General features: G+C 70.5%; 17 protein-coding genes and 1 tRNA gene. 13 read left to right on the forward strand and 5 right to left on the reverse strand.

Annotated features, from left to right (window positions below; translation table 11 throughout):
• Positions 1-30: 30 nt before the first annotated feature.
• The 5 genes from AC07DO_RS01085 (at position 31) to AC07DO_RS01105 (ending at position 3699) form a co-directional block, all read left to right on the forward strand.
• Complete coding sequence (locus AC07DO_RS01085; RefSeq protein ID WP_479056171.1) at positions 31-1116, forward strand: 2-aminoethylphosphonate ABC transporter substrate-binding protein; 1086 nt, start codon at positions 31-33, stop codon at positions 1114-1116.
• Between the two features lie 238 nt (positions 1117-1354).
• Positions 1355-1543: a hypothetical protein gene (locus tag AC07DO_RS01090; RefSeq protein ID WP_479056172.1), complete on the forward strand. Its 189-nt coding sequence runs from the start codon at positions 1355-1357 to the stop codon at positions 1541-1543.
• A gap of 71 nt (positions 1544-1614) precedes the next feature.
• Positions 1615-2394, forward strand: coding sequence for an HAD-IIA family hydrolase (locus tag AC07DO_RS01095; protein WP_479056173.1), 780 nt, complete (start codon positions 1615-1617; stop codon positions 2392-2394).
• Between the two features lie 110 nt (positions 2395-2504).
• The gene (locus tag AC07DO_RS01100; RefSeq protein WP_479056174.1) at positions 2505-3014 is read left to right on the forward strand and encodes a hypothetical protein; all 510 of its coding nucleotides are present in this window, start codon (positions 2505-2507) and stop codon (positions 3012-3014) included.
• Positions 3015-3030: 16 nt separating this feature from the next.
• Positions 3031-3699: a class F sortase gene (locus tag AC07DO_RS01105; protein ID WP_479056176.1), complete on the forward strand. Its 669-nt coding sequence runs from the start codon at positions 3031-3033 to the stop codon at positions 3697-3699.
• A 299-nt stretch (positions 3700-3998) separates the two neighbouring features.
• Here AC07DO_RS01105 and AC07DO_RS01110 read toward each other — a convergent pair whose 3' ends face one another.
• Entirely contained in the window at positions 3999-4802 is an 804-nt protein-coding gene (locus AC07DO_RS01110) for a GAF and ANTAR domain-containing protein (protein WP_479056178.1), read from the reverse strand.
• Between the two features lie 158 nt (positions 4803-4960).
• Between AC07DO_RS01110 and AC07DO_RS01115 the strand changes: the two genes are divergently transcribed.
• Complete coding sequence (locus tag AC07DO_RS01115) at positions 4961-5992, forward strand: glycoside hydrolase family 6 protein (RefSeq protein ID WP_479056179.1); 1032 nt, start codon at positions 4961-4963, stop codon at positions 5990-5992.
• Between the two features lie 119 nt (positions 5993-6111).
• Here AC07DO_RS01115 and glxA read toward each other — a convergent pair whose 3' ends face one another.
• The 4 genes from glxA to AC07DO_RS01135 all read right to left on the reverse strand — a co-directional run bounded on the left by glxA (position 6112) and on the right by AC07DO_RS01135 (position 11181).
• Complete coding sequence (glxA, locus tag AC07DO_RS01120; RefSeq protein ID WP_479056180.1) at positions 6112-8049, reverse strand: radical copper oxidase GlxA; 1938 nt, start codon at positions 8047-8049, stop codon at positions 6112-6114.
• The gene (locus AC07DO_RS01125) at positions 8046-10004 is read right to left on the reverse strand and encodes a glycosyltransferase family 2 protein (protein WP_479056181.1); all 1959 of its coding nucleotides are present in this window, start codon (positions 10002-10004) and stop codon (positions 8046-8048) included. Before AC07DO_RS01125 ends, glxA begins: the two co-directional genes overlap by 4 nt.
• A gap of 299 nt (positions 10005-10303) precedes the next feature.
• Positions 10304-11017 (reverse strand): FadR/GntR family transcriptional regulator, encoded by a 714-nt coding sequence (locus AC07DO_RS01130; RefSeq protein WP_479056182.1) that lies wholly within the window; start codon positions 11015-11017, stop codon positions 10304-10306.
• A 90-nt stretch (positions 11018-11107) separates the two neighbouring features.
• Positions 11108-11181 (reverse strand) — tRNA-Lys (locus tag AC07DO_RS01135).
• A 207-nt stretch (positions 11182-11388) separates the two neighbouring features.
• On the opposite strand from AC07DO_RS01135, the gene AC07DO_RS01140 reads away from it, so the two are divergent.
• From AC07DO_RS01140 to AC07DO_RS01170, 7 genes are all read left to right on the forward strand, one after another.
• Positions 11389-12717, forward strand: coding sequence for a peptidoglycan-binding protein (locus AC07DO_RS01140; protein WP_479056183.1), 1329 nt, complete (start codon positions 11389-11391; stop codon positions 12715-12717).
• A 533-nt stretch (positions 12718-13250) separates the two neighbouring features.
• Positions 13251-14426 (forward strand): SPFH domain-containing protein, encoded by a 1176-nt coding sequence (locus tag AC07DO_RS01145; RefSeq protein WP_479056184.1) that lies wholly within the window; start codon positions 13251-13253, stop codon positions 14424-14426.
• Positions 14410-15099, forward strand: coding sequence for a nucleoside/nucleotide kinase family protein (locus AC07DO_RS01150; RefSeq protein WP_479056185.1), 690 nt, complete (start codon positions 14410-14412; stop codon positions 15097-15099). Before AC07DO_RS01145 ends, AC07DO_RS01150 begins: the two co-directional genes overlap by 17 nt.
• Positions 15100-15178: 79 nt before the next feature.
• Positions 15179-15781 carry a lytic polysaccharide monooxygenase auxiliary activity family 9 protein gene (locus AC07DO_RS01155; protein ID WP_479056186.1) on the forward strand — a complete coding sequence of 201 codons (603 nt, stop codon included), beginning with the start codon at positions 15179-15181 and terminating at the stop codon, positions 15779-15781.
• A 155-nt stretch (positions 15782-15936) separates the two neighbouring features.
• Complete coding sequence (locus tag AC07DO_RS01160; RefSeq protein ID WP_479056187.1) at positions 15937-16404, forward strand: DUF3592 domain-containing protein; 468 nt, start codon at positions 15937-15939, stop codon at positions 16402-16404.
• A 40-nt stretch (positions 16405-16444) separates the two neighbouring features.
• Positions 16445-18103: an AMP-binding protein gene (locus AC07DO_RS01165; RefSeq protein ID WP_479056188.1), complete on the forward strand. Its 1659-nt coding sequence runs from the start codon at positions 16445-16447 to the stop codon at positions 18101-18103.
• A gap of 31 nt (positions 18104-18134) precedes the next feature.
• Positions 18135-18455, forward strand: coding sequence for a hypothetical protein (locus AC07DO_RS01170; protein ID WP_479056189.1), 321 nt, complete (start codon positions 18135-18137; stop codon positions 18453-18455).
• The last annotated feature ends 15 nt before the right edge of the window (positions 18456-18470 follow it).

The raw sequence follows: 18470 nt of genomic DNA on the forward strand, positions 1-18470 counted from the left end.
CCCCCGGTTCTCCAAGGAGTACACAACGCCATGTCCCGCCTTACCCGCGCCCCGCACCTGCGCACGGTCGCCGCCGTCACCGGCAGCCTCGTCCTCGCCGGATCCCTCACCGCGTGCGGCGGCGGCTCCGCCGCCTCCGACGACAAGGTCGTCACCGTCTACAGCGCCGACGGCCTCAAGGGCGAGAACGGCGACGGCTGGTACGACCGGGTCTTCAAGGACTTCGAGAGGAAGACCGGCATCAAGGTCAACTACGTGGAGGGCGGCTCCGGGGAGATGGTGCAGCGCGCCGTCCGCGAGGAGTCCAACACGCAGGCCGACGTCCTCGTCACCCTGCCGCCGTTCATCCAGCAGGCCGACGAGCGAGGGTTGTTGCAGACGTACGAGCCCAAGGGTTCGGACCAGGTCGACGGGGCCGGCAAGGACGCCGACGGCAAGTGGACCTCGGTCGTCAACAACTACTTCGGGTTCATCTACAACAAGAAGGAACTGAGCGGGGGCAAGGCGCCCAAGACCTGGGAGGACCTCACCGACAGCTCGTACAAGAACAAGGTGCAGTACTCCACGCCAGGCGTCGCGGGCGACGGCACCGCCGTGCTCATCAAGGCGATGCACGACTTCGGCGGCAAGGAGCCGGCGATGGCGTACCTGAAGAAGCTGCAGAGCAACAACGTCGGTCCTTCCGCCTCCACCGGCAAGCTGGCGCCCAAGGTCGACAAGGGCGAGCTGCTCGCCGCCAACGGCGACGTCCAGATGAACTACGCGCAGTCCAAGGACATGCCGAACCTCGGCATCTGGTTCCCGGCGACCGCCAAGAGCCCGGACAGGCCCACCACCTTCGCGCTGCCCTACGCCGCCGGGCTCGTCAGCAAGGCCCCGCACAGCGCCAACGCCAAGAAGTTCCTCGACTTCCTGCTCGGCCAGGAGGCACAGCGGCAGGTCAGCGAGGTCGGCGGCGGGTTCCCCGCCCGCAAGGACATCAAGGCCACCGACGCCAACGCCATCGCCCTCGCCAAGATCATCGATGGCGTGGAGATCTTCGAGCCGGACTGGGCGGACGTCTCCGAGAACCTCCCGTCGTACGTGGAGGACTGGAAGTCGGCGACCGGCAGCTGACCGCTCACCGTCGCACCACCGCGCGCGCCGCCCCACCACCACGCTCTCCGGAGGACCACGTGTCGTCAGGTACCGGAATCACCCGCCGCTCGCTGCTCGTCTCCACCGCCGTCGCCGCCCTCGCCGCAGGGCCCCTCGCCGCCACCGCCAAGGCCGCGGCCACGACGTCCGGGGCGGGGGCGCGGCGACGCTCACGTACACGACGTACTACCGCCACGAGGCCCCGCAGAAGGGCGAGGTGCTCGTCTCCTACGACGGTGGCGCCCCGGTCGCCGTGCGGACGTACACGGCGGACACGCCCTCCGTCGTCGAGAACATCGCGCTCAAAGTCCCCGCGGGTGCCCGGAAAGCACAGGTTCGTTTCCGTTACAGCGGGGGCGACAACTGGTACTGGACGATCGACGGGGTCAAGATCAGTGCGGCTTGATTAGGCTGTGGGCGTCGGCACAGCGCTGTCCCGGCGCCCCAGCCACCCCGTACACCGCAGGAGTGCACCGCATGGCAGAGCGCAAGCCCATCGAATCGTGGCTCACCGACATGGACGGCGTGCTCATCCACGAGGGAGTGCCGATCCCCGGCGCCGACGCCTTCATCAAGAAGCTGCGCGAGTCGGGCAAGCCGTTCCTCGTCCTGACGAACAACTCCATCTACACCGCGCGCGACCTCCAGGCCCGGCTGACCCGCATGGGCCTCCAAGTGCCCGTCGAGAACATCTGGACGTCCGCGCTCGCCACCGCCAAGTTCCTCGACGACCAGCGCCCCGGCGGCACCGCGTACGTCATCGGGGAGGCCGGCCTGACCACCGCCCTGCACGACATCGGGTACGTCCTCACCGACCACGACCCCGACTACGTGGTCCTCGGCGAGACCCGCACGTATTCCTTCGAGGCCATGACCAAGGCCGTCCGCCTCATCAACGGCGGCGCCCGCTTCATCTGCACCAACCCCGACGAGACCGGCCCCTCCACCGAGGGCCCGCTGCCCGCCACCGGAGCCGTCGCCGCGCTGATCACCAAGGCGACCGGCAAGAACCCGTACTTCGCGGGCAAGCCCAACCCGCTGATGATGCGGACCGGCCTGAACGCGATCGGCGCGCACTCGGAGACCAGCGCGATGATCGGCGACCGCATGGACACGGACGTCCTCGCGGGCCTGGAAGCGGGCATGGAGACGTTCCTGGTGCTGACCGGCCTGACGTCCCGTGCGGACATCGACCGGCACCCGTTCCGCCCGTCGAACGTCGTCGACTCCATCGCTGACCTGGTCGAACGGATCTGATCCGCCCGTTTGCCGCGCATCGGGATGCGGAGTCGCCCCGCGCGGGTGAACCTCGTAGGTGGAGGTTCATCACGATGCGTATATGTTCCCTTGCCGTCCGTGGGGCGGGAGTGGCCGTCATCCTGGCGGCCGCCCTCCCCGCGGGCGCGGCCCAGGCCCACGAGAACGGGTCCGTACGGGCCACCGTCACCCCCGCGAGCACCGCGCCCGGCGCCACCGTGGAGGTGAGCGTGACGGGCTGCAGCGGCACCACAGGCACCGCGGGATCCGGGGCCTTCGAGGGGGACGCCGAGCTCACCGGCCGGGACGGCGACAAGTACGCGCTCAACGGCAGCGCCAGGATCAAGCACGGCGTCTCCGGTACGCACGACGTCACGGTCACCTGCGACGGCCACCCGCACCAGGGCGTCGGCACCGTCCGGATCGAGCGGCACAACCCCGAACCCGTCTCCCCGGTGCGGGCCGGTGGCGGCGGCACCGCGCAGCTGACCACCGGCGCGAGCGCGGAGGCCGCCGAAGCGGGACCCGGCACCCGGCACGCCGTGATCGGCCTGATCCTCGCGGGGGTCGCCGCCGTCGCGGTGGCCCTCCGCAGCGTCCGCCGGCGCCGCTCCGAGTGACGGGCGGAACGGCACCATGTCCGGCACCGGACGCGCCACCGGCCGGGGACGGCTCCTGACCGGAGTCGCCTGGGCGGTCCTCCTGGTCGGCCTCTGCCTCTGGGGCAGCGACATCACGGGCCTGCGCGGCGGCCTCTCCGCACCCGCCACGGGCGACGTGGCCGCCGTCGGCCGACCCCTCGGCATCGAACTGCCGCCCGCGCACGACCCGTTGCCGCCCGCGCGGCCCGAGCGCGTCGACGTGCCCGCGCTGAAGGTACGGGCCCCCGTGACGGCCCGCGGCCTGGACGGCGACGGCGCGATCGACCCGCCGCCCTTCGCGGAGTCCGGCACCGTCGGCTGGTACGGCGGCGGCACCCGCCCCGGCGCCCCCGGCGCCGCCCTCTTCGTCGGCCACGTCGACACGGAGACCGAGCGCGCCGTCTTCTACGACCTCAGCACCCTGCGCCCCGGCGAGAAGGTCGAGGTCGCCCGCACCGACGGCAGGACCGCCGAGTTCACGGTGGAGGACGTCCAGGTCGTCACCCGGGAACGCTTCGACGCGAAGGCGGCGTACGGCCCGCACGAGGACGGCCGCGCGGAGCTGCGCCTCATCACCTGCGGCGGCACCTTCGACAAGAACGCGCGCACCTACACCGCGAACGTGATCGTCTCCGCCTATCTCACCGGCGTGAGCGGCTCGTAGCCACGGGTGGCCCGTGCACGCATCCCGTACCCGGCCCGGTCGGCGGCCCGCTCCCCCCGGAGCCGCCGACCGGGCTGGTCCTCGACCGCGCGCGCACGAGCTGCGGGAGAAACCCGGCGCCGGCGCGGGAGGTACGGGGACCATTCCGAATTGCGGAACGGTCGACTAGGCCGGGGGCTTGGGCCGTGCAGTCGACTTTAGAACGAATGAGCTCGGGGGCCTAGAGGCGACGGCGACAGAATGACGCCAAGTCGCGCTTCACTCTCATTCCGTGATCGCCGCAGGTGGGGCGGCCTGCGTCAGGAAGGTGCGGACCTACCCCGGCGGAGCTCTTTCTCGTCGATCTTCCCCCTGATCACCTGGGTGGCCACATGGTCGATGACCTGCTGTTCTCTGCGTGCGTAACCCCGCAGCACCTCGAATGCCTCGTCCATGCCGGTGTGCCAGCGCTCGGCGAGCACACCTTTGGCTTGTTCCACGTGAATACGGCTGTCCAGCGCCGTCTGAAGCTGTTCCGAGAGCACGCGGTACGCGGAGTGGGTGCGATGGTTGTGGAGGCCCGTGGCCGCGGCATCGGCCAGAGTCTGCGCGATCCGCAGCCCTAGTTCGGACGGCACCCCGTCCTCGGGTCCGCCCGGTTCGCCCTCCTCGCCGGCCGCCGCCTCGAAGTCGGCCGCCGCCACGAAGACGTTGAGCACGCCGAGTACCGTGCCGCCCCGCCGGATCGGCACCGCGTACGTCTCCTCGACGCCGTACGCGCTCGCCCGCTCGGCGAAGTGCGGCCAGCGGGCCCCGGCGCCGTCGGGGCAGATCGGCGTCGGCGGCACCGGCTGCCCGGTGGCGAAGCTCTCCACGCACGGGCCGCCGCGGTACTGGATCTCCAGCAGCCCCCGCACCGCCGCCCGTTGGCGTCCGCAGGGGACGATGCGGACCGCGTCGTCCCCGCCGGTGTACATCACGCCGACGCCCCGGGCGCCGACCAGCTCCGCACAACGGTCCGCGAGCCACTCCAGATAGCGCTCGAGGTCGAAGTCCTCGGTCAGGGTGTCCGCGGTACGCACCAGGACGTCCGCAAGCCGCAGTTCGCTGTCGCGGTCCCGCATGTCCTCATGTACCTCCCCTCCCCGCAGACTGCGACTACCCATATGGGGCAGGCTGTAACAGCTCTCCTACAGCTCTCTGCGCGGGCCGGGCGGACCTCGTGGGCAGGGAAGACGTGTGTCAGGATTGGGAAACGGACAGTGCACCCGAGGGGGAGTGGATGTACCGCAAAGGCACCGGTCGCGGGCACGGTTTCGCGGCCAGGGGGATGCGGACGGGAGCGGCGCTCGCGGGGGCCGCGATCGTCCTCGCCGGGTGCTCCTCCGGCGGTGACTCGGAGGACGACACGTCGAGTCCGCCGGTCAAGCAGCAGCCCAAGGGCAAGGACCCGTACTGGGTCAACCCGGACGGGAACGCGGCCAAGCAGGTCGCCTCGTACGCCGAGGACGGCAAGAAGGACGAGGCCGCGCAGATCCGGAAGATCGCCGAGCAGCCGGTCGCCGAGTGGATCGTCCCGGAGAACGCGGAGGACCAGGCGCGCGGGTTCACCGAGGCGGCGGAGAAGGCCGACCGGGACGCGCTGCTCGTCCTCTACAACATCCCGCACCGCGACTGCGGCCAGTACTCGGGCGGCGGCGCGGCCGACGGCAACGCGTACCGCGCGTTCGTCGACCAGGTCGCCAAGGGCATCGGCGACCGCCACGCCACGGTGATCCTGGAGCCCGACGCGGTCCTCCACATGGTCGACAACTGCACGCCGGAGCAGTTCCACGAGGAGCGGTACGACCTCCTCAAGGGCGCCATCGGCAAGCTCAAGTCCCTGAAGAACACGAAGGTGTACCTGGACGCGGGCAACGCGGGCTGGAAGAACCCCGACTCGCTCTGGGAGCCCCTGAAGTGGTCGGGCGTCGAGCAGGCCGACGGCTTCTCGGTGAACGTCTCCAACTTCCAGACCACCGAGGTCAGCACGGAGTTCGGCAAGAAGCTGTCGGCGAAGATCGGCAACAAACCGTTCGTCATCGACACGGCGCGCAACGGCAACGGGCCGTACACCAAGGGCAAGGACCCCTGGTGCAACCCGCCCGGCCGGGCGCTCGGCGAGACGCCCACGACGAAGACGCGTGATCCCCTCGTCGACGCGTACCTCTGGGTCAAGCGGCCCGGTGAGTCCGACGGCACGTGCCGCGGCGGTCCCAAGGCCGGCGAGTGGTGGCCCGAATACGCGTTGGGCCTCGCGAGGAACGCCCCTTAAGGGGCGCGGGGAACTGCGCGCTCAGCCCACGAAAAGCCGCAGTCGCGTCTGCTCAGTGACTCAGCAGACGCGACTGCGGCTTTGTTGTGGTTGCTCGCGCAGTTCCCCGCGCCCCTGGGTCACGGCACGTGGACCCACTGCGCTTTGCTGGGGGTGCCCTGGTCGTCCGTCACGAACAGCATGTACCAGCCGGACTCGACCATGCTGCGGTTCTTCGGGACCGTCACCGTGACGTCGCCCGCGGACTTCTTCAGGCCGAGCGCGATCGACGTCTGGTCGATGTCCGTGACGTGCGTCGACGCGCTCGGCTTGATGAGGCGGGCCGTCTTGATGGACGAGGCGTGCTTCGTGGGGAACGTCCCCGACCCGCCCCGCCTGATCGTCTCGGGGCCCTTGCCGAGCGACGGCTGCGACCCGTGGTACAGGTACGGCGGTGTGTAGATCTCGATGCGCTGCTCGAACACGCCCGGCTTCGTGTTGGCCTTGTCGGCGTAGAGCGAGTCGGAGCCGAAGAACATCACGCGGCCGTCGGGCAGCAGGATCGAACCGGAGTGGTAGTTGCGCCCCACCTCGGGGTCGGCCACCCGCTTCATCTCACCGGTCTTCGCGTCGTAGATCCGCGCCTGGTGGATGTTGGAGTCGCCGCGCCCGCGGTAGTCCTCGGAGCCGCCGGAGATCAGCACCGTGTCGTCGGGCAGCGTCGAGATCTGCGGGTAGCGCGTGCCCTTCTCCAGGGAGGGCCCGTCGACGAACTTCGGGTCGTCCGCCTTGAGGTCGACGATCCGTGTCTTCTCGCTGGACTCCTTGGACTCGCCGACACCGCCGCCGCCGACCACCATGTACTTCTGGTCCTGGGCGGGCGGCAGCTCGACCGTGCCGGACGTCTCCATCAGCTTCGGGTCGCTCAGGCCGGGGATGCCCCGCCACTTGTTGGTCTCCAGGTCCCAGACGCCGGGCTTGCGGCCGACGTCGTCCGGGCCGTACCCCGCGTTGGAACCGGAGTAGAACAGCTTGCCGTCGGCCATCTGGAAGATCGCCGGGTAGGTCGGGAACTGGCGGATGCCCTTGGTGTACGTCCACTTCTTGGTCTTCGGGTCGTACACCTCGTTCTTGCCCGGGACCAGCTGGCCGATCTCGTCGAGGCCCGAGGTAGAGAGGATCTTGCCGTCGGTGAGCGTGGTCAGCGTGGGGTACCAGCGCGCCTCGTTCATCGGGTCGACCTTGATGTACCGCTCGGCGACCGGGTCGAACTCGAAGGTGTCCTTGATCCCCTGGAAGTCCTTCTTGTCCAGGGCGAGCTTCTCCGCCATGCCGTAGACGTTGCGGGTGTCGGCGCCCTTCAGGCCCTGGATGCGGTAGTTGTCCTGGGTTCCCGTCTCGTGCTCCGCCCCGCTCTTCTGCGCCTCCACGTAGACCCGGCCGAGGCCCGGCTCCGTGCGCACGAACGCGCCGGTCTGCTTGTCGAAGACCTTCTTCGCCTTCTCGACCAGGATGTTGTCCTGGGAGACGAACGTCTTGCCGTTCTTCTTGCCGGTGAACTTCGTCCCCGCGGGGATCGTCTTCGGCTCGTCGGGGTCCTCGTTGTGGACGACCATCAGGCCGCCGGCCTTGGTGATGTCGCCCTTCAGCTTCTCGTAGCGCTGCGTGCCGCCCGCGATCAGCAGGTTGCCGTTGCCCAGCTGGGTGTGGCCCGTGCAGAACAGGTCGGTGGGCGTCGGGATCTTCTTGATGGTGTTCTTGACCGGGTCCCACAGCCGGGTGTCGAACTTCTTCTTGTCGAAGTTCTTCTGGTTGTTGCCGGACCCGGCGACCAGGAGGACCTTGCCCGTGTGCAGAAGTGCCGCGTGGATGGTGTTCTGGCGGTACTCCTCCGGGAAGTCGACGACCTCCCAGTGGCCGTTGTCCGCCTTGTACTCCGACTTGTTGATCTTGTAGTCGTGGTACTTCTCGGAGCCCACGCGCCACAGCCACGGGCCGTTCATCCCCGCCAGCGCGAGGACGACCGCCGCGCCTATCGCGATGCGGCGGGCGCGACGGCGGCTGGAACGGTCTTTCATTTCTTACGTCCCCCAAGGGAAATCTGCATGGTCTGGTCGGGCGCGGCCCAGCTGGGCTTCTGCTGCGAGGCGTGCGGCGCACCGTGCGGCGCGGGCGGGCCGGCGTGCGGCAGCGGCGCCGTGGCGTCCCGCTGGTGCGGGACGTTCGCGTCCGGCGCGGGCGGCGGAGGCTTCTTCTTGTCCTGCCGCATGCCCCAGCGCCACGCGAAGATCGGCGCGGCCGTGATCAGCAGGGCGAACGTGGCCCAGGTGATCATCGCGGGGTGGGAGTGCCCGTACACGAAGGAGGCGGCCATCGAGGCGCCGAAGACCAGGATGAAGAACAGGTGGATCCGGAAGGTCCCGAACAGGGTGTCGGGGCTCGCCGAGTCGCCCTTGGGGGTCACCACGAACTTGCTCTTGCGGCGCAGGGCCGCGTCCATCAGGGAGCGTGCGTAGACCGGCGCGGAGAGCGCCGACATCACCATGCCCGCCACACCGCCGGAGCCCTCGGGCTCGTGCGGGGAGACGTTGTGCCTGCGGTTCCAGATGTACAGGCCGATCTGCAGCGCAGAGGCGTTGCCGTACAGCATCAGCCAGATGGTCGGGTCGATGTTCACGCCGGACGCGCCCAGACCCAGGAACAGCGCACAGCTCAGCGCCGCGAGGATCCAGTTCATGGCGGACATCGGGTAGAAGATGACCATCATCGTGTAGTTGAAGAGACGGCCAGGGGGCAGCGAGAACGGTGCCTTCCAGAACTGCTTGAGGATCGTCTCGTACGTTCCGCGGGACCAGCGGAGCTGCTGGGTGAAGAAGTCCGTCCAGGCGTTGGGGCCCTCGCCGACCGCGAGCACGTCCGGGGTGTAGACCGACTTCCACTTCTTGCCGGTCGCCGGGTTGGTCGCCCGGTGGATCTCGAACCCGGTCGCCATGTCCTCGGTGATCGAGTCGTACAGGCCGCCGATCTGCTTCAGGGCCTTGATGCGCACCGCGTTGGAGGTGCCGACGAACATCGGGGCGCCGTACGCGTTGCCCGCGCGCTGGATCAGCGCGTGGAAGAGGAACTGCTGCGACTCGGCGGCCTTGGTGACGAAGTTGTCGTAGTTGCCGTAGACCTGCGGGCCGATGACAAAGCCGACGTTCTCGTCCCGGAAGAAGCCGAGCATCCGCTCCAGGTAGTTCGGCATCGGGACGTGGTCGGTGTCGACCGAGGCGAAGTAGTCGTAGTCGTCGCCGTGGGCGTCGAGCCAGGCGTTGTAGTTGCCGTGCTTGGTCTTGGCGCGGTGCGGGCCCTTCGCCATGTTCCACTTCGCGACGCCCTTGCGGGAGAAGTGGTGCACGCCGAGGCGTCGGCAGACCTCCTTGACCTCCGGGTCGTCACCCTCGTCGAGGAGCCATACGTGCATCAGACCGCGGTGCCGGATCCTGACCGCGGCCTCCAGCGTCTTCGTCACCATCTCGATCGGCTCCTTGCCGGGCACGAACGAGGTGAGGAAGGCGACTCTGGTGCCCGTCTCGGGCACCACGGGTATCGGGTCGCGGGCGACGAGCGTGGCGTGCGCGTTGGAGAGCACGTTCATGCAGCGGAAGAACTCGATCAGGCCGATCGATATGAGCATGACGACGTCGAGGACCGGCAGCCAGTCGTTGGCGACGTAGTCCCGCTCCGTCCAGTGCTCGGGCTGGAGCAGCCAGCCGAGCAGCACCAGGGAGAGCAGCGGGGCCGCGCCCAGCATCAGCGCGGCCCGTATCTTGTGCGGCTCCTGGGAGAGCAGCGAGCGGTACTTCACCTTGTAGGGCTTGCTCGGGTCGGGCTGCGTCAGCGGGCCCGCGAGCCGGCTGTAGTGCTCGTAGTCGTACCGCGGCAGGGTCTTCTTGATTCTTCGGAACCCACCCGTCCTGTGCGAAACCGCCCTGAGCTGGGTCGTCTCTGACGGGTCGTTCTGCCGCGCGCCCGTCGGCGTCGACGTCATGAGTCATCCCCCCGCACGCGGTCCCCCGCGTGTTCGTAGGTCGTTCCGTCCGCTCCGGTGCCCGTGGACCCTCGCGAACGCATCAGCGGCAGGCCACCTTCTCCTAAGACATGGAAAGGCGACCTTCCGGTTGCATGATGCCCCCCTCGACATCGCTTCACGAACGGGACCCCCGTCCCTGTCCCGCCGCGGCCGTCTCGGGCCCCCAACTGCCCCGTATCGCCCGCCTCGTGAGAGCCGATGGCTCCAGGACAGGGTTCTACGCCTTACGGCATGATCGCAAGAGCGATACAAGGGGTTTACCGGTCATACGAGCGATTTGAGGCGTCTGTTGGGACTGGTGAGCCCAAACGGGTTCGAATATTACCGAAGTGCTCGCGTATGGCCTGCTCAGCCCGGAGAGCGTCGCCAGAGCGTACCGCCTCCAGGATCTCGCGGTGCTGACGGCAGGTGACCTCGGGATCCGGTGGTACGTCCACGAGATCCGTCCGGACTCGGTGGAAAGCGTCCCAAAACGCCTCCAGAACCTCGCCCAGGAGCAGGTTTCCGAGGCCGCGGTACAGCGTGGCGTGAAACGCACGGTCGGTCTCGGCCCGCACCTCGCCCTCCGGGGACGCCGCCTCGGCCTCCATCCGGGCCACGAGCGCGTCGAGTTCGGCCAGGTCGGCGTCGGGGACGCGGCCCGCCAGACGCGCGATGAGCCCGGTCTCCACGGCCTCCCGCAGCTCCAGGAGCTGGAGCAGGCTGTCCTCGCCGCGGTAGTGGCCCGCGACCGTGCGGAAGGCGAGGCCCTCGATCATCGGTGCGACCGACATCGGACCGACATACGTCCCGAAACCGTGCCGGATCTCCACGATCCCCATCGCCTGGAGCGCCTTCAGGGCCTCCCGTACGGAGTTCCTGCTGACCCCCAGGCGCTCCATCAGCTCGGGCTCGGTCGGCAGCGAGGCCCCGGAGGGCAGCCTCGAATCGATGATCAGCTTCTTGATCCGCTCCTGGATGTCTCGCGCCATGGCGACACGGTAGCGGTACGCGCACGGCAGCCGGCCCCCGTGCGGGAACGACGAAGGCCCTCCGTGTGAACGGAGGGCCTTCGCTGTCTGTGCGCCGCCAGGGACTCGAACCCCGGACCCGCTGATTAAGAGTCAGCTGCTCTAACCAACTGAGCTAGCGGCGCCTGCTGACCCGGAGAACTCTACCGGATGTCCGGGGGTGCTCCGAACCACCCGGCGGCCGGTCGCCCGCCCCGGGAGGCGCGAGAGGGGAAGGCGGCAGGGGCCCATCCATCATTCGGGCCGTCAACATGCGGTATCCCGGGACAGTTGAGAAACTGACGGACGTGCAGATGCGCGAACATTCTTTTCCGGGGTGTGAGGGGAGTCGCATGGAGGCCGCTCCGGCATTCGAGGAATTCACCCCCGAGAGCGACTGCGAATGTCCCGGCTGTATTCGCTGGCGGCGCACGGCCCCGCACGCTCTCCCGGTCCGCCTCGGCGGCCACCCCGCGGCGCACGGCGCGCGCCGCGCCCTCGTCCTCGCCGCGGCCGCGGGCACCGTGCTCGGCGGCCAGACGCTGCCCGTGGCGGCATCCGCCGAGGTGGGGGGCCACCTGGCGGATCCCGGTGCGGGTCGGGGCGCGGTCCCCGCCGACGACGGGCCCGGCACCCCGCAGGGCGGCAAGACCCCGCTGCACGGCCGTCCGGCCACCGCGGCCCCGGGCCCGCCGGGCACCGCCGCCGTCCGGGCGACCACCCGGGCGGAGATCATCGACCGGGCGAAGAAGTGGGTCGCGGCGAAGGTGCCGTACCGCATGGACGCGTACTGGTCGGACGGCTACCGGCAAGACTGCTCGGGCTTTGTCTCGATGGCCTGGAACCTGGGCGGAAACGAATGGACGGGCAGTCTCGACACGTATGCGGTGCGCATTTCCAAGGACCAGCTTCAGCCCGGCGACATTCTTCTGTTCCACAATCCGGCGGATCCCGACAAGGGATCGCACGTGACTCTTTTCGGCGGCTGGACGGACTACACGCACTCGCGCTATTTCGCCTACGAACAGGCACGCCCGCACGCCAGGAAACAACCCACGCCCTATGCCTACTGGACCAACGGGAACCGCTATCTGGCCTACCGCTACAAGGGCGTGGGCGGCGGCACCCCGGGCGGCCCGGGCCCGGTGGACCCCGCCGCGGCCCGGTACCCGGGCGCGGGGTCCTTCGGTCCCGGGGCGAACAACACGTACGTGACGCGGCTCGGCAAGGCGCTGGTCGCCCGGGGCGGCAAGCGGTTCTACCGGTCGGGCCCGGGGCCGCGCTGGAGCGACGCGGACCGCGGGGCGACGCGGGCGTTCCAGCTGGCGCAGGGCTGGCGGGGCAAGGGCGCGGACGGTCTGCCGGGGCCGACGACGTGGACGTACCTGATGAAGGGGGAGGGCCGGGACATCCCGAAGGCGGGCGTCGGCGGCGGCGCGGGCGCTCCGGCCTACCCGGGCCGCGACGTCTTCCGCCCCGGCCGCTCCCACCCGGCGATCGAGCGGCTCGGCAGACAGCTGGTGAAGAAGGGCTTCGGCAGGCACTACGTACGGGGCCCGGGGCCGGCCTGGAGCGAGAGCGACCGGCGCAACGTGGAGGCGTTCCAACGGGCCCAGGGCTGGCGCGGCGCGGCGGCCGACGGCCGCCCGGGGCCCGAGACGTGGCGGCGGTTGTTCCGGTGAGGGGGCGACTGGCCGAGTGGGAGGCGCGGCCGTTCCGGCGGGCGGCGCGGTCATGCCATGGGGCGGGGCCGATGGCTTCGGCGGGCGATCCGGGTCCGGTGGTGGGTGGTCTGGGTCTGCCGGTGGGTGATTCGGGTCTGCCGGTGGATGGTCTGGGTCCGGTGGTGGGTGGGGCGAGTCTGTCGGCGGGTGATCTGGGTCCGGTGGTGGGTGGTCCGGGTCCGGTGGTGGGTGGGGTGGGTCTGCCGGTGGGTGGTCCGGGGTCGGTGGTGGGCGGGGCGGGTCTGCCGGTGGGTGATCTGGGTCCGGTGGTGGGTGGGGCGAGTCTGCCGGTGGGTGATTCGGGTCTGCCGGTGGATGGTCTGGGTCCGGTGGTGGGTGGGGCGAGTCTGTCGGCGGGTGATCTGGGTCCGGCGGTGGGTGGTCCGGGTCCGGTGGTGGGTGGTCCGGGTCCGGTGGTGGGTGGGGTGGGGGCGGTGGGGGAGTGGTGTGCGCACGTACGAGATCGAGGTCCGAACGAGTCGGAGGCACGGATGAGTGCGACGGCAGCTTCACAGCCCCAGTCCCCGCAGTCCGACGGGGCGCCCGAGTCCGGCGCGCGCCCGCCGCGGGTGATCCAGAGCGAGGCGACCACCGAGATCCCCGTGCACCTCCTCTTCCGGGACGACCCGGACGACGCGGCCGACGCGACGGGCGTTCCGCTCGCGCCCGCCGTGGTGCGGCGCAGGCAGGGGTCCGGGGAGCAGCCGCGGGTGACGCGGCGGAGCACGCCGTACGTGACCGCGCCGGTCGCCCGGCCCGTGCCCGACGTCGACCCGGCCCTCGTGGCGCGGCGGGCGCGGGTCCTGCCGGGTCTCGCCGGGGTGCTCGGCGGGTGCGCGGGCGTCGCCGGGTGCGCGCTCTCGCTGTGGTGGGCGGGCGTGCTGCCGGAGCCCGCGCTGCGGGTGACGGGACTGCCCTGGTACGAGGGGGCCGGGCTCGGTGCCGCGCAGTGGGCGTCGCTCGCCGGGGCGGGGACGCTCGGCCTCTTCGGGTTCGGCGGTCTGGCGCGCGGGCGGGTCGGGCGGGCCTGGGTGCTCACCCTCTTCGGCCGCTACCGGGGCACGGTCCGCCGCACCGGCCTCATGTGGGTCAACCCGCTGCTGCTGCGCCGCCGTGTCGACGTACGGCTGCGGCACTGGCGGAGCGAGCCGATGCCGGCCGTGGACCGCGGCGGCGTCGCCCTGCGCGTCGTGCTCCTCGTGGTGTGGCGGGTCAAGGATCCGGCGCGGGCGACGCTCGCGGTCGAGGACCATCAGGAGTACCTGCGGGAGTGCGTGGAGGCGACCACGGCACGCGTCCTGTCACGGCTGCCCGCCGACGCCTTCCACGAGGACGGCCCGACCCTGCGCGACGCTGACGCCGTCGGTGCCGCGCTGACCCGGGCGCTCGCCGCGGACGCGGAGGCGGTGGGCGTCGAGATCTTCTCGGCGCAGCCGAGCCGTATCGAGTACGCCCCCGAGGTCGCGGCCGTGATGCAGCGCCGCCGGGTCGCCGCCCTCGACGCGCGGCACCGCGACACCGTCCTGACGTCGGTGGTCGACTCGGTCGAGGACACGGTGACGCGGCTGACCAACCGGGGGCTCGTGGAGCTTGACGACTACGAGCGCAAGGCTTTGGTGAAGGACCTGACGGTGGCGTTCTATACGGGCCATGGAGAACACCGATGACGTGGAGAGCACCGAGGGTGCGGAGGGCGCGGGCGGGGCGAGCGGGCTCGCGGACCTCGCCGCCGACGCCCGGCGGCTGACGGACGGCGTCCCGCGCGCCGTCCTCGGCATCGCCGGCCCGCCGGGCACCGGCAAGTCGACGCTCGCGCGGGCCCTGGTCGACCGGATCGGCGAGGGCGCCGCGTATCTGCCGCTGGACGGGTTCCACCTCTCCAACGGCCAGCTGGCGCGGCTCGGCCTCACCGCCCGCAAGGGCTCGGAGCCGAGTTTCGACGTGGCGGGGTACGTCGCGCTGCTGCGCCGCGTGCTCGACGATCCGGGTCACGACATCTACGTACCGGATTACGACCGCACGCTGAACGAACCGATCGCGGCCCGGCACCTCGTCCCTCCGGGCGCCCGTCTCGTGGTCACCGAGGGGAACTACCTCGCCTGCGATCTGCCCGGCTGGCGGGAGGCGCGGGCGCTGATGGGGGAGTGCTGGTACCTGGATTCACCTGGAGAGGTACGTCAACAGCGCCTGCTGGCGCGGCAGTTGGCGGGCGGGCGGACGCCGGAGGAGGCCGCGGCGTGGCTCGCCACGAACGACGGGCCCAACGGTGAACTCGTGGAGACCTCGCGACGGCGATGCGGACGGATCCTCTCCACGATTGGTATGGACATGTTCAACTAACGGCAATAACCTCGGGCTTGGTCTAGACCGCAGTGCGCGCACGTCTCACGGAACCCCCCTCGTTCGGCAGGAGCGGCACATGCGAAACAAGAAGATGTACGCGGCCATGGTCGGCCTCGGCACGGTCGGCGCGTTCGCGCTCTCCGCCGGTGGCGCGAGCAGCCACGGCTACACGGACCTGCCGGCCAGCCGGCAGATCAACTGCGCGAAAGGCGTGGTGACCAACTGCGGCTCCATCCAGTGGGAGCCACAGAGCGTCGAGGGCCTCAAGGGCTTCCCCGCGGCGGGCCCCGCCGACGGCAAGATCTGTTCGGCGGGCGTCGCCGGCTTCGACCAGCTCAACTCGCCCAAGGCGCCGAACGGCGGGGCCTGGCCGACGACGAAGGTGAGCGGCGGCCAGAACTACACGTTCCGCTGGCAGTTCACCGCGCGCCACCGCACCACGGACTTCAAGTACTACATCACCAAGCAGGGCTGGGACGACAGCAAGGCGGTGACCAGGTCCGCCCTGGAGACCACACCGTTCCTCAACGTCCCGTACAACAGCCAGCAGCCGCCCGCGACCCTCTCGCACAGCGGCACGATCCCCGGCGGCCGCAGCGGGCACCATGTGATCGTCGCCGTCTGGACGGTCGCGGACACGGCGAACGCGTTCTACGCCTGCTCGGACGTCCAATTCTGACCCTGAGCAGCGCTTTCGACATTCTGAGCAATGCTTGAGGAACTTCCCCTCACCCCACGGGTAGGTTCTGCGCACGCCGTGCCGACCTCACGGCGTGCGCAGAGCCGCACGCACGCATCGCGCGCGGCGGCCGGAACCGACCTCGGGGGATCCTCATGGAGTTCATGTTCTACGTCGTACCCGGAATCATCGCCGCGGGAGTACTGCTCATGGCGGCGCAGGTGGTCAGGCGCTCCACCCAGGTGAGCCGGGCCTGGAACAGCGGGCTGACGGCGGAGGCGCGCTGCCTGCGCACGTACACGACGACCAGCGGCCACGGCGACAGCGACACCATCTCCACGACGCTGCACCACGTCTACGAATTCCTCACCCGCGAAGGCCGCTCCGTCCGCTTCGAGGAGGAGGACGGCCCGGCGACGACCCTCGAGGGCGACATCGTCACCGTGCACTACACGGCCGAGCGCCCCGAAGCCGCGACCGCCCACGAGCCGCGTCCCTTCGCGATGGCGGCGGGCACGGTGGCGATGCTCTGCTTCCTCGGCCTGATGCTGGCGTTCTGTGTCTTCTTCATGACGACCGTGCACTCTTTCTTCGAGGACGACATGTTCAGCAACATGCCGTGACGCTCCACTTCTGACGGGGCGTCAATTATGGTGCGCGCCCATGGAGTCCACCGGAGCAACGGTCGCGGAACTCGTACAGGCGCGGTGGGGCGACCACCGCACCGGCCTGCGTCACGCGGGCGGTGAACTGACCCACCACCAGATGGCGGCGGGCGCGGCGGCCAGAGCCGCGCTCCTCGCCGACCTGCTGCCGCGGCACGCCGCACCGCACATCGGTGTCCTGCTCGACAACACCCCGGAATATCCGCTCTGGCTGAGCGCGGCCGCCGTCGCGGGCGCGGCCGTCGCGGGCATCAACCCCACCCGGCGCGGCCCGGAACTGGCCCGCGACATCCTCCACACCGACTGCGCGGTCCTCGTGACGGAACGCGCCCACCTGCACCTGCTCGACGGCCTCGAACTCCCCGGCGTACGCCTCCTGGTGACGGACACCGACGCCTACACCCACCTCCTCGCCCCCTACGCCGACGCCACCCCCGAGATCGCCCCCACCGTGCGCCCCGACAGCCGCATGCTGCTCTACTTCACGTCCGGCTCGACCGGCGCCCCCAAAGCGGCGATCTGCAGCCAGGGCAGGCTCGCCGCGGCCGGCCGGTCCCTGGTCGCCCACTTCGGCGTGCGCGCCGAGGACACCCACTACATCTGCATGCCCATGTTCCACGGCAACGCGGTGATCGCCGACTGGGCCCCCGCGCTGGCCGCGGGCGCGGGCGTGGCACTGCGGTCCCGCTTCTCCGCGTCCCGGTTCCTCACCGACGTCAGGGAGTTCGGAGCCACGTACTTCACCTACGTGGGCCGCGCGGTCCAGTACCTCCTCGCCACCCCCGAGCGGCCCGACGACCGCGAGAACCCCCTGCGGGTCGGCTTCGGCACCGAGGCGGGAGCGGTGGACGCGGCACGCTTCGAGAAGCGGTTCGGGGTGCGGCTCGTCGAGGGGTACGGCTCCTCCGAGGGCGGCGCGGCCATCCAGCGCACCCCGGGCACACCCCGGGGCGCGATCGGCAGGGCGGCCCCCGGCGACGACCTCGCGGTCGTGGACCCGGACACGCGCAGGGAGTGCGAGACGGCCCGCTTCAGCGAGTCCGGCCGCCTCCTGAACGGCGAGACGGCCATCGGGGAACTGGTGAACCGCGGCCCGAACCCCTTCGAGGGGTACTGGCGCAACGACGCGGCCCAGGCGGAACGCCAACGGGACGGCTGGTACTGGACAGGAGACCTCTTCTACCGCGACGACGGCGGCTACCTCTACTTCGCGGGACGCACGGACGACCGGCTGCGGGTGGACAGCGAGAACCTGGCGGCGGCGATGATCGAGAACATCCTCGCGCGGTACGAGGGAGCGGCGGCCGTCGCGGTGTACGCGGTGCCGGACCCGGTCGCGGGCGACCAGGTGATGGCGGCACTCGCCCCACCCGCCGACACCCCCTTCGACCCCCTCGCCTTCGCCGAATTCCTCGTCGCCCAGCCCGACTTGGGAACCAAGATGACGCCCCGCTTCGTGCGGGTGGTCCCGCACATGCCGGTGACGGCGACGAACAAGGTCGCACGCGGTGAGCTGCGCCGCGAGGGCTTCCGCTGCGCCGACCCCGTCTGGTGGCGCCCGCCCGGCGCGGCCGTGTACGCACCCCTGGCACCCGCGGACGTGGAGACCCTGCTGGGCCTCTACAGGGCCCAGGGCCGCGACGCCCTCCTGACGTGACCGCTCTCCTGACCGATTACGATCCACGTCCATGAGCGCGCCAGAACAGACCGAGCCGCAGGACCACCTCCACGACGAGAACACGCCCCAGGAGGGCCCCACCCCCGCCGCCCGCGCCCGGCGCGCCCGCATCGCCGCGGCCTCGCTGCTCATGGCCGCCGCCGCGGTGGTCCTCGCCCTGCGCCTGGCCAGCCGCTCGTCCGTCCTCGTCGTCGGCGTCTACGGCCTGCTGCTCATCCTGTGCGGCGGAGTGATCGGACTGAGCCGCCGCGGCCGCACCCGGCTCGGCACGTGGCTGCTGGCCGCGGGGCTCGCGGCGGCGCTGGTCATGGACGGGTTCGTCCTGTCGTGACCCCCGGGCGGGCAT

Source organism: Streptomyces sp. NPDC045678 (assembly GCF_056432085.1).

Bases quoted from the DNA above. Each gene is read 5' to 3' on its own strand.
- AC07DO_RS01085 (WP_479056171.1), top strand. From the start codon at position 31: ATGTCCCGCCTTACCCGCGCCCCGCACCTGCGCACGGTCGCCGCCGTC.
- AC07DO_RS01095 (WP_479056173.1), top strand. From the start codon at position 1,615: ATGGCAGAGCGCAAGCCCATCGAATCGTGGCTCACCGACATGGACGGC.
- AC07DO_RS01105 (WP_479056176.1), top strand. From the start codon at position 3,031: ATGTCCGGCACCGGACGCGCCACCGGCCGGGGACGGCTCCTGACCGGA.
- AC07DO_RS01110 (WP_479056178.1), bottom strand. From the start codon at position 4,802: ATGCGGGACCGCGACAGCGAACTGCGGCTTGCGGACGTCCTGGTGCGT.
- AC07DO_RS01115 (WP_479056179.1), top strand. From the start codon at position 4,961: ATGTACCGCAAAGGCACCGGTCGCGGGCACGGTTTCGCGGCCAGGGGG.
- glxA (WP_479056180.1), bottom strand. From the start codon at position 8,049: ATGAAAGACCGTTCCAGCCGCCGTCGCGCCCGCCGCATCGCGATAGGC.
- AC07DO_RS01125 (WP_479056181.1), bottom strand. From the start codon at position 10,004: ATGACGTCGACGCCGACGGGCGCGCGGCAGAACGACCCGTCAGAGACG.
- AC07DO_RS01130 (WP_479056182.1), bottom strand. From the start codon at position 11,017: ATGGCGCGAGACATCCAGGAGCGGATCAAGAAGCTGATCATCGATTCG.
- AC07DO_RS01140 (WP_479056183.1), top strand. From the start codon at position 11,389: ATGGAGGCCGCTCCGGCATTCGAGGAATTCACCCCCGAGAGCGACTGC.
- AC07DO_RS01145 (WP_479056184.1), top strand. From the start codon at position 13,251: ATGAGTGCGACGGCAGCTTCACAGCCCCAGTCCCCGCAGTCCGACGGG.
- AC07DO_RS01150 (WP_479056185.1), top strand. From the start codon at position 14,410: ATGGAGAACACCGATGACGTGGAGAGCACCGAGGGTGCGGAGGGCGCG.
- AC07DO_RS01155 (WP_479056186.1), top strand. From the start codon at position 15,179: ATGCGAAACAAGAAGATGTACGCGGCCATGGTCGGCCTCGGCACGGTC.
- AC07DO_RS01160 (WP_479056187.1), top strand. From the start codon at position 15,937: ATGGAGTTCATGTTCTACGTCGTACCCGGAATCATCGCCGCGGGAGTA.
- AC07DO_RS01165 (WP_479056188.1), top strand. From the start codon at position 16,445: ATGGAGTCCACCGGAGCAACGGTCGCGGAACTCGTACAGGCGCGGTGG.
- AC07DO_RS01170 (WP_479056189.1), top strand. From the start codon at position 18,135: ATGAGCGCGCCAGAACAGACCGAGCCGCAGGACCACCTCCACGACGAG.